Annotated in this window: 10 protein-coding genes; 6 read left to right on the forward strand and 4 right to left on the reverse strand. The window is 73.4% G+C overall.

Features of this window, described 5'->3' with window-relative positions; genetic code table 11:
• Positions 1-7: 7 nt before the first annotated feature.
• Positions 8-2413, reverse strand: a complete 2406-nt coding sequence (locus VM95_RS45050) for a ricin-type beta-trefoil lectin domain protein (protein WP_279616808.1) — start codon at positions 2411-2413, stop codon at positions 8-10.
• A gap of 351 nt (positions 2414-2764) precedes the next feature.
• Here VM95_RS45050 and VM95_RS01110 point away from each other — a divergent pair, with 351 nt between their 5' ends.
• From VM95_RS01110 to VM95_RS01125, 4 genes are all read left to right on the forward strand, one after another.
• Positions 2765-3811, forward strand: a complete 1047-nt coding sequence (locus tag VM95_RS01110; RefSeq protein ID WP_045691993.1) for a substrate-binding domain-containing protein — start codon at positions 2765-2767, stop codon at positions 3809-3811.
• Between the two features lie 130 nt (positions 3812-3941).
• Complete coding sequence (locus VM95_RS01115; RefSeq protein ID WP_045691994.1) at positions 3942-5528, forward strand: sugar ABC transporter ATP-binding protein; 1587 nt, start codon at positions 3942-3944, stop codon at positions 5526-5528.
• Positions 5525-6565: an ABC transporter permease gene (locus VM95_RS01120; RefSeq protein ID WP_045691995.1), complete on the forward strand. Its 1041-nt coding sequence runs from the start codon at positions 5525-5527 to the stop codon at positions 6563-6565. Before VM95_RS01115 ends, VM95_RS01120 begins: the two co-directional genes overlap by 4 nt.
• A gap of 256 nt (positions 6566-6821) precedes the next feature.
• Positions 6822-7628: a DeoR/GlpR family DNA-binding transcription regulator gene (locus VM95_RS01125; protein ID WP_045691996.1), complete on the forward strand. Its 807-nt coding sequence runs from the start codon at positions 6822-6824 to the stop codon at positions 7626-7628.
• A 10-nt stretch (positions 7629-7638) separates the two neighbouring features.
• On the opposite strand, the gene galK is transcribed toward VM95_RS01125, so the two are convergent.
• Positions 7639-8784 (reverse strand): galactokinase, encoded by a 1146-nt coding sequence (gene galK / locus VM95_RS01130; protein ID WP_045691997.1) that lies wholly within the window; start codon positions 8782-8784, stop codon positions 7639-7641.
• A gap of 256 nt (positions 8785-9040) precedes the next feature.
• Here galK and galT point away from each other — a divergent pair, with 256 nt between their 5' ends.
• Entirely contained in the window at positions 9041-10144 is a 1104-nt protein-coding gene (galT, locus tag VM95_RS01135) for a galactose-1-phosphate uridylyltransferase (protein WP_045691998.1), read from the forward strand.
• A 66-nt stretch (positions 10145-10210) separates the two neighbouring features.
• Here the strand turns inward: galT and VM95_RS01140 are convergent, their stop codons facing one another.
• On the reverse strand, positions 10211-10918 hold the full coding sequence (locus VM95_RS01140; protein ID WP_425265270.1) for a YoaK family protein: 708 nt from the start codon (positions 10916-10918) through the stop codon (positions 10211-10213).
• Between the two features lie 97 nt (positions 10919-11015).
• On the reverse strand, positions 11016-12893 hold the full coding sequence (locus VM95_RS01145; RefSeq protein WP_208615384.1) for an amidohydrolase: 1878 nt from the start codon (positions 12891-12893) through the stop codon (positions 11016-11018).
• A gap of 279 nt (positions 12894-13172) precedes the next feature.
• Here VM95_RS01145 and VM95_RS01150 point away from each other — a divergent pair, with 279 nt between their 5' ends.
• Entirely contained in the window at positions 13173-13835 is a 663-nt protein-coding gene (locus VM95_RS01150; protein ID WP_045692000.1) for a hydrolase, read from the forward strand.
• Positions 13836-13843: the final 8 nt, after the last annotated feature.

Genomic DNA, 13843 nt, shown 5'->3' on the forward strand with positions numbered 1-13843 from the left:
CGGTCGGCTAGGGCAGGGTCCAGCGCTGGTTGGCGCCGGCGTTGCAGTCCCAGATCGCCAGCCGGGTGCCGTTGGTGGTGGCGAAGCCCGGGTCGTCGAGGCAGCGGCCGGACTGGGTGCTCTTCAGGGTGCCGTCCGGCTGGGGCGTCCACTGCTGGTTGGCACCGGCGTTGCAGTCCCACAGTTCGACCGGGGTGCCGTTGGCGGTGGCGGCGCCGGTGACGTCGAGGCACTTGCCGTTGTGGGTGAGGGTGCCGTTGGACCAGGTCCACACCTGGGCGCCGCCGCCGTTGCAGTCCCAGAGCTGGACGGCGGTGCCGCCGGCGCCGGAGTTGCCGTCGACGCACTTGCCGGGGAGGGCGGAGGCGATCGGGCCGGTGTGGGTGGCCGGGGTGCCGGGGGTGAGCTTGAAGTTGTCGAACTGGTGGGTCTGGTAGCCGGCCACGCCGAGGCCGGCCTGGCCGTTGGTGAAGCTCGCGTCGGTGGCGCTGCCGACCGCGACGCCGTCGATGCTGGCGGTGAGGGTGGTGTTCTGCATCGAGAGCGCGACGGTGTGCCAGTGGCCGGTGCCCGGGGCCGTGGTGGTGCCGCTGGCGAGGGTGGTGAAGTTCCAGGCGGTGTCGCTCTTGTCGATGGACCAGGCGCCGGTGTCGCTGAACCGCAGGTGGTAGGCGTTCAGGCCGTTGTTGTTGCGGCCCTGCTGGTTGACCCGGCCGAGCAGTTCGACGCCGCCGGACTGCTCGAAGAGCGTGTCGGCGCTGACGGTGTAGTTGGACCAGCTGCCGTCGCCCATGATCGTGTACGGGGCGTCGTGCTTCTCGTCGGTCCACCGGATCGGCGAGGTCGGGGCCATCTGGCGCAGGCAGGTGCCGGTGCGGCCGCCGCCGCAGGGGACGGTCTGGAAGGCGCCGTTCATGTCGGTGAAGTAGGTCGGCGAGGTGGTGGTGGCCGGCGTCTCGAAGTCGTCCGCGTAGGGCAGCGCCATCGGGGCCGCGGGCGGCGGGGTGGCGGTGCCCTTGCCCTGGCCGGTCGTGGTGGTCACGGTGTAGACGCGGCCGGGCTGGAGGGTGAGCGTGTACGTGCCGTTCTTCGGCGTGACGTCCTGGGTGTGGACGAACCACTGCGACGGGTCGGTGGAGCCCAGGTCGGTGGACCAGACGTGGGCGGCGCCGGTGGACAGGCCACCGGTGACGGTGAAGCTCGCGGTCTGGGCGGCGGTGGCGTCCACGGTCTCCACGACGGTGCTGTAGTCGGTGGTGTTCGCCGACTTCAGCGTCACGTAGCTGCCGTTGGTCCGCGCGCCGCCGAGGTAGCCGCTCGCGGCGTCGATGTAGCGCCAGCCGGGCTTGGCGAACTGGGTGGTGTGCGCGGTGACCCAGGTGGTCTTGCCGATGGTGTAGGCGCCGGACCAGGGCTGGTTGGCGATCGACATGCCGTCGGTGGAGAAGTACAGGTTGGGGTAGAGCGCGGCGATGACCGGCCAGTTGATGAACGAGGTCATCCGGCCGTCGAGGTAGTCGCGGTTGATCCCGCGCGCGACCGCGCCGGCGCCGTCGTTGGCGTCCTCGGAGCCGTTCTCGCTCGCCCACAGCGGCTTGCCGAGCCCCTGGGCGGTGGGCGTGCTCGGGCAGTTGGTGAAGTTGCCCAGGTAGCCGCAGGGGTAGTGCACGCCGACGACGTCGACGGCGTTGCGGAACGCCGGGTCGGTGGCCATCGCGTCGGCGACGGCCCAGGTGTCGTCGGCGGCGACGACCTTGGTGGAGCCGTAACCGTGCGACAGGAGCGCGCTCTTGAGGTTCTCGTACCAGCCGGCGTTGAAGCCGCGCTCGTTCCACCCGCCGAGGTAGGAGACGTTCAGGTGGTGCTGGGCGGCGCAGCCCATCCAGGACATCAGGTAGTCGACGGTGTCCTGGGACCAGAAGTTGCCGCCGCTGCCGGTGTTGCCGATCCAGCCGGGGGCGCCCCAGCTCAGGCCGTAGAACTTGATCTCGGGGTTGCGGGCCATGGCCTGCTCGGCCAGCCACCACTCGTAGCCCTGGTGGCAGTCGACGGTGCCCCGGGTGTGCTCGATGCTGGGCTCGGCGCCGTCGGTGGAGTTGGTGTCGCCGCCGATCTCCAGCTTCAGCACCTGCAGCGAGGCGCCGTAGCCGGGCTTGAACAGGTAGTCCAGCAGCTGGCTGCGCTGCGGCTCCGGATAGTCGACCAGCAGGCGGGAGTTGCCGCCGCCGCCGGAGATCGCGCCGACCCCGTCGAAGGTGAGGCCGGGCTTGGTGCCGTCGAGGGTGACGGCGGTCTGGACGGGGGTCGCGGCCCGGGCGTCCGGTGTCGTGGCCAGGCTGCCGAGCGCGCCCAGCAGCAGGGCGGCGGCGCCGAGGGCCGTACGGAGTTTCGAGGGCAGGCGGGTGCGTCCCAAGGTGGTCTCCTGGGTGGGGAGGGAGTGGGGGGACGAGCGGGGGAAGAACGGGGTGGCCGACCGCCGCCCCTAGGCTGTCGGGTGCATGCCCGGCAGGCCACGCAGGAGCGTAGACGCAACTTCCAACACTAATCAACAGCCCTGACCCGCCGATTCGCACGCTTCCCCAGCGCGCCGGGCTGGACTGGCATAACGAGACGGTTTCGAAAGTGGCCCGCAGGCAAAGCCACGCTTGACTCAAGCCTGAGCTGGGCGTTTCCTGTTGATCCATCGCGTTTGATTGCGATGTTTTATGATCGACTCTGTTTGCTTCTGAGTCGATCGGACTCACACCCTCAGGAGCCCACCACCATGCACCTCTCCCTCCGTGCCCGTCTGGCCTCGCTCGCCGCACTGAGCCTGGTCACCTCCGTCGGCCTGACGGCGTGCTCCACCGGCCAGACCTCCTCCGGCGGCGACGCCTCGGTGGCGCCGGTGTCCGGCAAGGTCTCGATCACCTACCTGCAGAAGCAGGGTGACCAGCAGTACTTCGTGGACGAGGCGGCGGGCGCCAAGGCCAAGGCGGCCGAGCTGGGCGCGGACCTGAAGGTCGTCAACCTCGGCAACGACGCCAACAAGACGGTCAGTGAGGTGCAGGCCGCGATCGCGCAGAAGAGCAACGGTCTGATCATCGTGGTGCCGGACCCGGCGGTCGGCCCGCAGGTGGTCCAGACGGCCCGGGACGCCAAGGCCGCGCTGCTCACCTCCGACGACCAGGTCTGCGTCAGCGGCCCCGCCCCGGCGCAGTGCGCCGCCGGCGACCTGGTGCCCCGGATCGGCTTCTCCGGCCAGCAGATGGGCCAGCAGGTCGGCCAGCGCGCCGCCGAGGAGTTCAAGAAGGCCGGCTGGAACGCGGCCGACACCCGGGTCATCTCCGCCTGGAAGCAGGACGTCACGGTCTGCGGCGACCGGGTCAAGGCCGCCAAGGACGCCTTCGACCAGGCCGTGCCGGGCGTGCGGACCATCGACGTGGCCACCGACAACACCCCGACCGGCGCGCAGGACAAGGTGGCCGCCACCATCACCGCCAACCCCGGCGTCAAGCACTGGGTGACCTGGGGCTGCAACGACGAGAACGTCCAGGGCTCCGTCACCGCCCTGCAGAACGCCGGGATCAGCCCCGACGACATCGACGGCGTCGGCCTCGGCGCCTACCTGGCGTGCAAGGACTGGGCCGCGGGCAAGCCCTCCGGCATGAAGGCCGCGCTGTTCATCAGCGGCAAGGACGTCGGCGCCCTGGCCGTCCAGACCATGGTCGACAAGCTCAAGAACGGCAAGGACTTCCCCAAGGAGGCCTTCGCCCCCACCAAGATGGTCGACGCCGCCACCTGGCAGTCCGCGGGCGTGTCCTGCAGCTGACGCCGCAGCCGGCGTCACACTGACGCCACGTCGAGCCGGCGGTGCGGCGGGCCCGCACCGGCCCCGCCGCACCGCCGCCGCTCCCGAAGACCGTCCGCACCGCCCGCACCGCACCGCCAACGAGGCCCCGATGACCCCACCTGAACCGACGCCCCCGCCGCCACCGGGCGGCTCCGCCGGCCTGAGCACCGAGGGCGTGTCCAAGCGCTTCGGCAGCGTCCAGGCGCTGACCGACGTCACCGTCTCCTTCCCGCCCGGGCAGGTCACCGCGCTGATGGGCGAGAACGGCGCCGGCAAGTCCACCCTGCTGCGCATCCTCACCGGCGACCACCGCCCCACCGAGGGGCGCGTCCTGCTGGACGGCCAGACCCTCGACCTGCACTCCCCGCAGGACGCCCGCCGGGCCGGGATCCGGATCATCCCGCAGGAACCGGAGATCATCCCGCACGTCCCGGTCGCCGAGAACGTCTACGCCGGCTCGCTGCCCCGCGCCGGGCTGCGCCGCCTGGACCGCGCCGAGCTGCGCCGCCGGATCACCGCCGACCTGGCCCGCCTCGGCTTCGACAAGGTCCTCGACCCCGACCTGCTCGGCTCCGAACTCACCGCTGCCCAGCGCCAGTTGGTCGAGATCATGCGGGCCCTGACCGGCGCCGTCCCGCCCCGCGCGATCGCCTTCGACGAGCCGACCTCCTCGCTCTCCGAGCACGAGGTCGAGGCACTGTTCGCCCTGATCGGGCGGCTGCGCGACGAGGGCATCGCCGTCGTCTACGTCTCGCACCGGATGAAGGAGATCTTCCGGCTCGCCGACCGCATCGCGGTGCTGCGCGACGGCCGGGTCGCCGGGGTGGTCCGGGCCGCCGACACCGACGAGGGCGAGCTGGTCCGCCTGATGGTCGGCCGCGACCTGTCCTCGCTGTTCGTCCGCCAGCAGGTCGCCACCGACCGCGTCGTCCTGGACGTCCGGGACGTCACCACCGACGACGTGCGCGACATCAGTCTGACGGTCCGGGCCGGCGAGGTCGTCGCCCTGGCCGGCCTGATCGGCGCCGGCCGCTCCGAACTCGCCCTCGCCCTGGCCGGCGACGCCCCGATCCGCTCCGGCACCGTCGCCCTCAACGGCCGGGTCCTGCGGCTGAAGGACCCGCGCGCGGCCATCGCCGCCGGCATCGGCCTGGCGCCCGAGGAGCGCAAGGCCCAGGCCCTGTTCCTGCAGCGCACGATCCGGGACAACACCTCGCTGGTCAGCCTGCGCCGGCTCAGCCGGTGGCGGTTCGTCAAGCGCCGCCAGGAGAAGGACCTCGCGCAGGAGTACGCCGACCGGCTGCGGGTCCGCGCCCCCTCCATCGAGGCGGAGGTCCGCACACTGTCCGGCGGCAACCAGCAGAAGGTCGTCCTGGCCCGCTGGCTCGCCCGCAAACCCGACCTGCTGATCCTCGACGAACCCACCCGCGGCGTCGACATCGGCGCCAAGGCCGAGATCTACCAGATCATCGCCGACCTCGCCCGCGAGGGCACGGCCGTCCTGGTCATCTCCTCCGAACTCCCGGAGGTCCTGGGCCTCGCCGACCGGGTCGTGGTGATGCAGAACGGCCGCACCACCGGCGAACTCACCCGCGACCAGGCGACGGAAGAGGCCATCCTCGCCCTCGCCATGGCCGACGACCTCGCCACGGCCGACGACCTCGCCAGCACCGCCCAGACCGGAGAGACCCGATGACCACCGCCACTCCCCCGACCACCCCGGCGCCGGACACCGGCGCCCTGCCCGTGCGGTCCGGCGGCCCGCGCGCCCTGCTCGCCGCGATCGGCGGACAGAACCTCAGCCTGATCGGCGCCCTCGTCGCCGTCGTCGCCCTTTTCGGCTCGCTCAACGAGAACTTCGTCGGCTGGGACAACATCCAGGTCATCGCCGAGGCCGCCACCATCTCCGGCCTGCTCGCGGTCGTCCAGACCGTGGTGATCATCTGCGGCGGCCTGGACATCTCGGTCGGCTCCCAGGCCGGCCTGGCCTCCGTCACCAGCGCCATGGTCTTCACCTCGACCGGCAGCAACCCCTACCTCGGCATCGGCGCCGCGCTCGCCATCGGCGCCGCCATCGGCCTGTTCAACGGAGCCGTCATCATCTACGGCCGGGTCAACCCGACCATCGCCACCCTCGCCGGACTGGCCGCGTACAAGGGCGTCGCCCAGCTCGTCTCGGACGGCCGCGCCCAGGGCTACGTGCTCAACGACCCGGTCTTCGTCTTCCTCAGCCGGGGCAAGATCGCCGGCCTGCCCACCATGGTCTGGCTGCTGATCCTCACCGCCGCCGCCGTGCACGCCCTGCTCACGTACACCGACATCGGCCGCAACATCTACGCCATCGGCGGCAACGACACCGCCGCCCGACTGGCCGGCATCAACCTCAACAAGTACCTGATCGCCGCGTACGCCCTCTCCGGCACCGTCGCCGCCCTGGCCGGCGTGCTGCTCACCGCCCGCACCGGCAGCGGCCAGCCGGTCTCCGGCAGCGAGGGCCTGGAGCTGCAGTCGATCACCGCCGCCGCGCTCGGCGGCTGCGCCCTCAAGGGCGGCAAGGGCAGCATCGGCGGCACCCTGCTCGCCGTCGCGCTGCTCGGCGCACTGCAGAACGGCCTCACCGTCCAGGGCATCAACGCCTTCTGGCAGAACGTCGCCCAGGGCACCCTGCTGGTGGCCGCCGTCGTCATCCAGCAGCGGCGCAACCGCGAACGCGCGGTCGGCCTGCCCGCCTGACCGCAGGAACTCCCGCGAGCCGGGGCGCCCCCCACCGCGCCGACTCGCGGGCCGCGGGGCCGGCCGGGGAGGACCCGGCCGGACCGCCGCCGGACCGCCGGTGCCGCGACTGCCCGCGGCACCGGCGGTCCCGTTCGGCCCCGGCCCGAGGGCCCGCCGGTGCCCTGGGATAATGGCCCGGGCAGGCCCCGCCGCGTTCCCGGTCGCCGACGAGAACGCCCCAGCCCCACGTGCTCGTCCGATCGAAAGGTCCTTCGTGGCTGACCAGACCTTGCTCGCCGCCCAGCGCCAGGCCCTGATCCTGGAGACCATCCGCCGCACCGGCGCGATCCGGGTCGCCGAACTGGTCGAGCAGTTCGGCGTGTCCGACATGACCATCCGCCGGGACCTCGACGCGCTGGTGCGCCAGGGCACCGTGGAGAAGGTGCACGGCGGCGCGGTGGCGACCGGGACGGCGAGCGCCTTCGAGCCCGGCTTCGACGCCAAGTCCGCACTGGAGGAGGGCACCAAGGCCGCGCTCGCGGACGCGGCGGTGCGACTGGTGGAGCCGGGCAGCGTGGTGGCCCTCTCGGCCGGCACCACGACCTACGCGGTCGCCTCCCGGCTGCTGGAGGTCCCGGAGCTGACGGTGGTGACCAACTCCCTGCGGATCGCCGACCTGCTGTGGGCAGCCGGGAGCGACGGGAGGGAGACCGTCCCGTCGCTGCTGTTGACCGGCGGCTCGCCCACCCGCTCGGCGGCCCTGGTGGGCGCCCTGGCGGACCAGACGATCCATTCGCTGCACGTGGACCTGCTGATCCTGGGCGTGCACGGGGTGAGCGAGCAGGCCGGCCTCACCACGCCCAACCTGGCCGAGGCGCAGACCAACCGGGCCCTGATCGCCTCCGCCCGGCGCACCGTCGTGGTGGCCGACCACACCAAGTGGGGCGTCGTCGGCCTGAGCAGCTTCGCCACCCTCGCGGAGGTCGACTGCTTCATCACCGACGACGCCCTGCCCGCGACGGCGCGCGGCGTGCTCGCCGAGGCGGTCGGCGAGCTCGTCGTCGTCCCGGCCGCCGGCTGACGCCGGGGGCTCAGGCCGTGCGGCGGGCGCCCACCGAGGGGACGGCGGTGAAGGTGACCGGCTCGGCGAAGCCCGCCGAACGGAACGCCGCCCGGACGGCCTCCGAGACCTCCGCCACGCGCGCGGCCGCGACCAGGGCGATGACGGACCCGCCGAAGCCGCCGCCGGTCATCCGGGCGCCCAGCGCCCCGGCCGCGACGGCGGCCTCCACCGCGAGGTCCGTCTCGGCGCAGGAGACCCCGAAGTCGTCGCGCAGCGAGGCGTGTCCGGCCGTCAGGATCGGCCCCAGCTCGGCGATCCGGCCGGCGTCCAGGTGCTCGACGGTCGCCGTCACGCGCGCGTCCTCGGTCACCACGTGCCGTACCAGCGGCCGGAGTTCGCTCGGCAGCCGGTCCAGGGCGGCCGGCAGGTCGGCGGCGCTCAGGTCGCGCAGCGCGGGCAGGCCGAGCAGCTCGGCGGCCCGCTCGCAGCCGGCCCGCAGGGCGGCGTAGGCGCCGTCGCCGAGGTCGTGCTTGACCCGGGTGTCGATCACCAGCAGCCGCAGCCCGGCGGCCGCCAGGTCCAGCGGGACGTGCCGCTGCTCCAGCGTCCGGGTGTCCAGGAACAGCGCGGTGCCGTCCGTGCAGCAGGCGGAGGCCATCTGGTCCATGACGCCGCAGGGCACGCCGACGAAGGCGTTCTCGGCCCGCTGGGCGAGCACGGCGAGCTCCGGCGCGGACAGGCCGAGCCCGTACAGGTCGTTCAGCGCGGCGGCGGTCGCGCACTCCAGGGCGGCCGAGGAGGAGAGCCCGGCCCCGGTCGGCACGTCGCTGTCGACGAACAGGTCGGCCCCGCCGATCGCGTGTCCGGCCTCGGCGAGCGCCCAGAACACGCCCGCCGGGTAGGCGGCCCAGCTGGTGACGACGCCGGGCTTCAGGCGGTCGAGCGCGAGGTCGGTGATCGTGCCGTCGCCCTGGGCGCTGAACAGGCGCAGCCGGCCGTCCGCGCGGCGGCGGGCGGTGATCCGGGTGGTGTGCGGCAGGGCGATGGGCAGGACGAAGCCGTCGTTGTAGTCGGTGTGTTCGCCGATCAGGTTCACCCGGCCGGGGGCGGCCCACACGCCGCTCGGGCGTGCGCCGTGGACGGTCTCGAAGTCGGCGGCGGCCTCGTCGGTCATGTGTCAGCTCCATGCCTGGTGCTCGTCGTGGTTCCCGTTCGTGCCGTGGTGCAGCGAACGGACGCGAATTCCGACATAATCAAACACGACCGCCCTCGCGGTCAACATCTGCGATGTCCATGTTCAGTCGGGCCGAGTCGGCCGCCCGGAGCAGCCGCCACCAGCCACGATGCCTGTTGACAAGCGATCATCTCTGTTTGAATCTGTTGAAGCTCGAGACTGCCGGGCCGACATCCCACGCGTAAGGAGTACAGCGGTGCACAGAACCGCCACCACGTTGGCCGACGGCCGCGAGCTCGTCTACTTCGACCGGGAGCCGGGCGCGGCCCGCGACCTCGTGGACCGGCGGCCGCTGGAGCCGGCCGCCAGCCTCTCCGAGACCCGGCTCGACCCGGTCCTCGGCGAGTGGGTCACGGTGGCCGCGCACCGCCAGCAGCGGACCTACCACCCGCCGGCCGGCGAGTGCCCGCTGTGCCCCTCCCGCGACGGGCGGCTCAGCGAGATCCCGGCCGCCGACTACGAGGTCGCGGTGTTCGAGAACCGCTTCCCCTCGCTCGCCACGGGCGCCGCCGACCACGTCGCGGCCCGGGACGAACCGCTGCACACCCTCCGGCCGGGCGACGGCCGCTGCGAGGTGGTCTGCTTCACCTCCGACCACGACGCCTCCTTCGCCGACCTGGACGAACCCGGTGCGCGCCTCGTGCTGGACGCCTGGACGGACCGCACGGCGGCGCTGTCCGCCCTGCCCGGCGTCCGGCAGGTGTACTGCTTCGAGAACCGCGGCACGGAGATCGGCGTCACGCTGGCCCACCCGCACGGGCAGATCTACGCCTTCCCCTTCGTCCCCTCCCGCACCACCCGGATGATCGCCCGGGCCGAGGCGCACCGGGCCCGCACCGGCCGGAACCTCTTCGAGGACCTGCTCGCCGTCGAACGGGAGTCCCCCGAGCGGCTGGTGCTCCGGGGCGAGCACTGGACCGCCTTCGTACCGTTCGCCGCCCGCTGGCCGTACGAGGTGCACCTCTACCCGCACCGCCGGGTCCCCGACCTCACCGCGCTCGACGAGGCCGAACGCGCCGAGTTCCCCGGTCTCTACCTCGACCTGCTGCGCCGCTTCGACGCGCTGTTCCCCGCCGAGCCCGGCGCGGCGCCCAACCGGACCCCGTACATCTCGGCCTGGCACCAGGCGCCGAAGGAGGGCGGCGCCGAACTCGCCCTCCACCTGGAGCTGTTCACCATCCGGCGGGCGCCCGGCAAGCTCAAGTACCTGGCCGGCGTGGAGTCCGGGCTCGACGCCTTCGTCACCGACGTCAGCCCGGAGTCCGCCGCCGAGCGGCTGCGGGGCGCCGCGTCCGCCTGACGCACCGGCAGCGGCCGCCCGCCCCGGGAGGGACGGGCGGCCGCGAGCCGTCCTGCCGAAGGCCCGTCACTCGCGGTAGAGCAGGAGGGTGCCGCCGGCCAGGACGGCGCTGGCGACCAGCGCCCAGGCGGTCTGCCCGTGCAGCACGAGGACGGCGCCCGGGGCCGCGCCGGCGAGCATGGCGGCGACGGAGAGGACCTTCCGGCGCCGGCGGGGGGAGGCGCCGCCGGCGAGGCGGGAGTCGGCGGCCAGGCCGGTCAGGGTGAGGGTCAGCACGGTGGTGGTGAGGTCCGGCACACCCAGGCCGCGGACGGTGCCGTTGCGGATGCCCATCGCCAGGGCGAGCAGGGCGATCACGGCGTCCCGCGCGGGCCCGTCCGCGCCCCGGGCGAAGACGACGGCGGCCGCCGCGCCGTACAGCGCGACCTCCAGGACGAAGACCGTGCGCAGCCGGGCGGAGCGCCGGGTTCCGGCGTACCGGGTGGCCAGCCGGCCGGCCAGGAGCGCGCCGAGGAGGAAGGCCGCGAGCGAGATCGACGAGCCGAGGACGGAGAATCCGGGTGCTCCGGCGAGCGCGAAGGCGATGACGACGACGTTGCCGGTCATGTTCGCGGTGAAGACGTGGCCGAGGCCGAGGTAGCTGACGGCGTCGATCAGGCCGCTGACCAGGGTGAGGCCGAACAGGGCCAGGGCGAGCGGGTGGCGGTCGTGGATCTCCGCTCCGGGCACCGGCGGCGGCGGGGCGGGGCGGGAATCGGGTACGGGCGTGGTCACGACGGCTCCTCGGACGGTGGGGGGAACGTGGGCGGGGGCACCGCCGTGGTCCGGCGGTGCCCCCGGGTGGAAGCGGCTCGCGGTCAGAAGCAGAAGGTCAGAAGAAGCAGGGGTCCAGCGGCGCCTGCGGCTGCCCGGGCAGGGCGAGGCCGCGCGCCGTCCGCCAGGCGTGCTGCTCGCCGGAGGCGGCCACGGCCTCCAGCACGCCCTCGGCCTGGCGGACGCCGGTCGGGCCGGGGGCGGGGGTGGCGTGGTAGCCGCCGAAGCGGGTGACCGGGCTCCAGGAGGGCGTCACCGCGGGCGGCTCCGGGGCCAGTCCCTGGTGCTCCGCGGTGGCGTGGACGATCCGCCCGCCGACGACGGTGAGGACGGACTCGATGTGCGGGATGTCGGCCTCGGGCACGGTGAAGTAGTCGGCGCTGAGCAGCGCGAGGTCGGCGTAACTGCCGACCGTCAGACGGCCCTTGACCTCCTCCTCGCCGGTGAGGCGGGCGCCGCCCAGGGTGTAGAGCTCCAGGGCCTGCTCACGGCCGAGCCGGTTGTGCGCGGCCGCGAGGCGCCGGCCGCTGACCGCCCGGCCGGAGACCAGCCAGTGCAGGGCGACCCAGGGGTTGTAGGAGGAGACCCGGGTGGCGTCGGTGCCCGCCGCGACGGTCAGGCCCCGGTCCAGCATGGCGCGCAGCGGCGGCGCCTCGGCGGCGGCCGCAGCGCCGTAGCGCGAGACGAAGGCCTCGCCCTGGAAGGAGAGGCGGTTCTGCACGGAGACGGCGCCGCCCAGGGCCGCGATGCGGTCGAGGCTGTCCGGGCTGACGGTCTCGGCGTGGTCGAAGAGCCAGCGGTTGCCCTGCGGGAAGAGGCCCTCGGCGGCCAGCTTCTCGAAGACGGCGAGGTCGCGGCGGATGGTCTCGTCGTAGGTGGCGTGCAGCCGGAAGCCCCAGCCGTGCTCGGTCAGCAGCCGGACGGCCTTCTCGAACTCCGTCTCGTAGGAGCCGAGTTGCGGCCGGGGCTCGGTGAAGTTCTCGAAGTCGGCGGCGGCCCAGGTGAGGTTCTCCCCCGCGCCGTTGAGGCGCAGCCACGCGTCGCCCTCCCCGGGGCGCACGGTCTCGACCCAGCGGGTGAGGTCGTCCAGCTCCTGCCCGGCGGTCTGCGGGAAGAGGTGGTAGGCGATGCGCAGGGTCAGCTCGCCGCGGCGGGCGAGCTCCATGACGGTGCCGTAGTTCTCGGGGAAGCTCTGGAAGCCGCCGGCGGCGTCGATCGCGGAGGTCAGGCCGAAGCGGTTCAGCTCGCGCAGGAAGTGCCGGGTGGAGCCGATCCGGTCGGCCTCGTCCAGGGTCGGCGCCTTGGCCAGGGTGGAGTAGAGCAGCAGCGCGCCGGGGGCGGCGATCAGCAGGCCGGTGGGCTCGCCGTCGTGGCCGCGCACGATCTGGCCGCCCGCCGGGTCCGGGGTGTCCCGGGTGAAGCCGGCGGCGCGCAGCGCGGCGCGGTTGAGCAGCGCCGACTGGTAGAGGTGCAGCACGAAGACGGGGGTGTCGGGCGCCGCCGCGTCGAGCTCCGCCAGGGTGGGCAGGCGCCGCTCGGCGAACTGGTCGGCGGACCAGCCGCCGACCACCCGCACCCACTGGCCGGGCGGGGTGCGCTCGGCCTGCAGCCGGAGCATGGCCAGGGCCTCGCGCAGCGTCGGGACGCCGTCCCAGCGCAGCTCCAGCACGTAGTTGAGGCCGCCGCGGATGACGTGCAGGTGCGCGTCGTTGAGTCCGGGGACGGCCCGGCGGCCGAGCGCGTCGACCACCCGGGTGCCGGGGCCGACCAGCGGGGCGACGTCCGCGTCGTCGCCGACCGCCTGGACCAGTCCGTCCCGGACGGCCACGGCGGTGGCCCGGGGGCGGCGCGGGTCGTTGGTGTGCACCTTGGCGTTGCGCACCACCAGGTCGGCGGGCTGCTCGGGGGTGCCGGGGCGGATTCCGGCGACGGGCATGGTGGACAAGGGGGTCCCTTCGTTCGGTGGCGTCCGAACCTAGGCGGCAGACGGCGCGCGAAGGGCTTCCGCAGCGCATGGGCGGTTGCCCCGCAGCGCACTGTGGCGGTCGGCCGGCCCGGTCCGAACGGCCGTGCGTTGTCGGGACAGTCCCGGGCGCACAGCGAGCAGAACACCCGGGCCGCCGCGCCCTAGCGTCGTCGACGGAGGCGCCCCGCCGATCGCGGGGCAGCCTGATGGAACGTCAATTCTGTGCACTGCCAAGGAAAGAGAAGACCCATGGTCGACTTCGCCACCGTCCACGCCGCCCCGAGCCCCGACCTGCTCACGCCCGACAACGCGATGATGCTGTTCGTCGACCACCAGCCGCAGATGTTCTTCGGCACCGGCAGCGGCGACCGCACCGCGATCATCAACGCGACCGTCGGCCTGGCGAAGGCCGCGAAGATCTTCGACGTGCCGACCGTGCTGTCCACCGTCGCCGCCGAGTCCTTCTCCGGCCCGCTCCTCCCGCAGCTGCGGGCCGTCTTCCCCGACCAGGAGGTCATCGACCGCACCAGCATGAACGCCTGGGAGGACGAGGCCCTGGTCGAGGCGGTCAAGGCGACCGGCCGTCGCAAGATCGTCCTCTCCGGTCTGTGGACCGAGGTCTGCCTCGTCCTGCCGGCCCTGTCCGCGCTGGCCCAGGGCTACGAGGTCTACGTCGTCTCGGACGCCTCCGGCGGCGTCAGCCCGCTGGCCCACGAGCACGCCCTGCAGCGGATGACCGCCGCCGGCGCCGTGCCCGTCACCTGGATCCAGGTCCTGCTGGAGCTCCAGCGCGACTGGGCCCGCGCCGAGACCTACGTCCCGGTGACCGAGCTGGTCAAGGAGCACGGCGGCGCCTACGGCCTGGGCCTGGTCTACGCCCACGCCATGATCGACCCGCACGCCGCCGGCTGACGGCCCGC

The sequence above is a fragment of the Streptomyces rubellomurinus genome (genome assembly GCF_000961885.1).
In the GTDB taxonomy this organism is placed as follows: Bacteria; Actinomycetota; Actinomycetes; order Streptomycetales; family Streptomycetaceae; genus Kitasatospora; species Kitasatospora rubellomurina.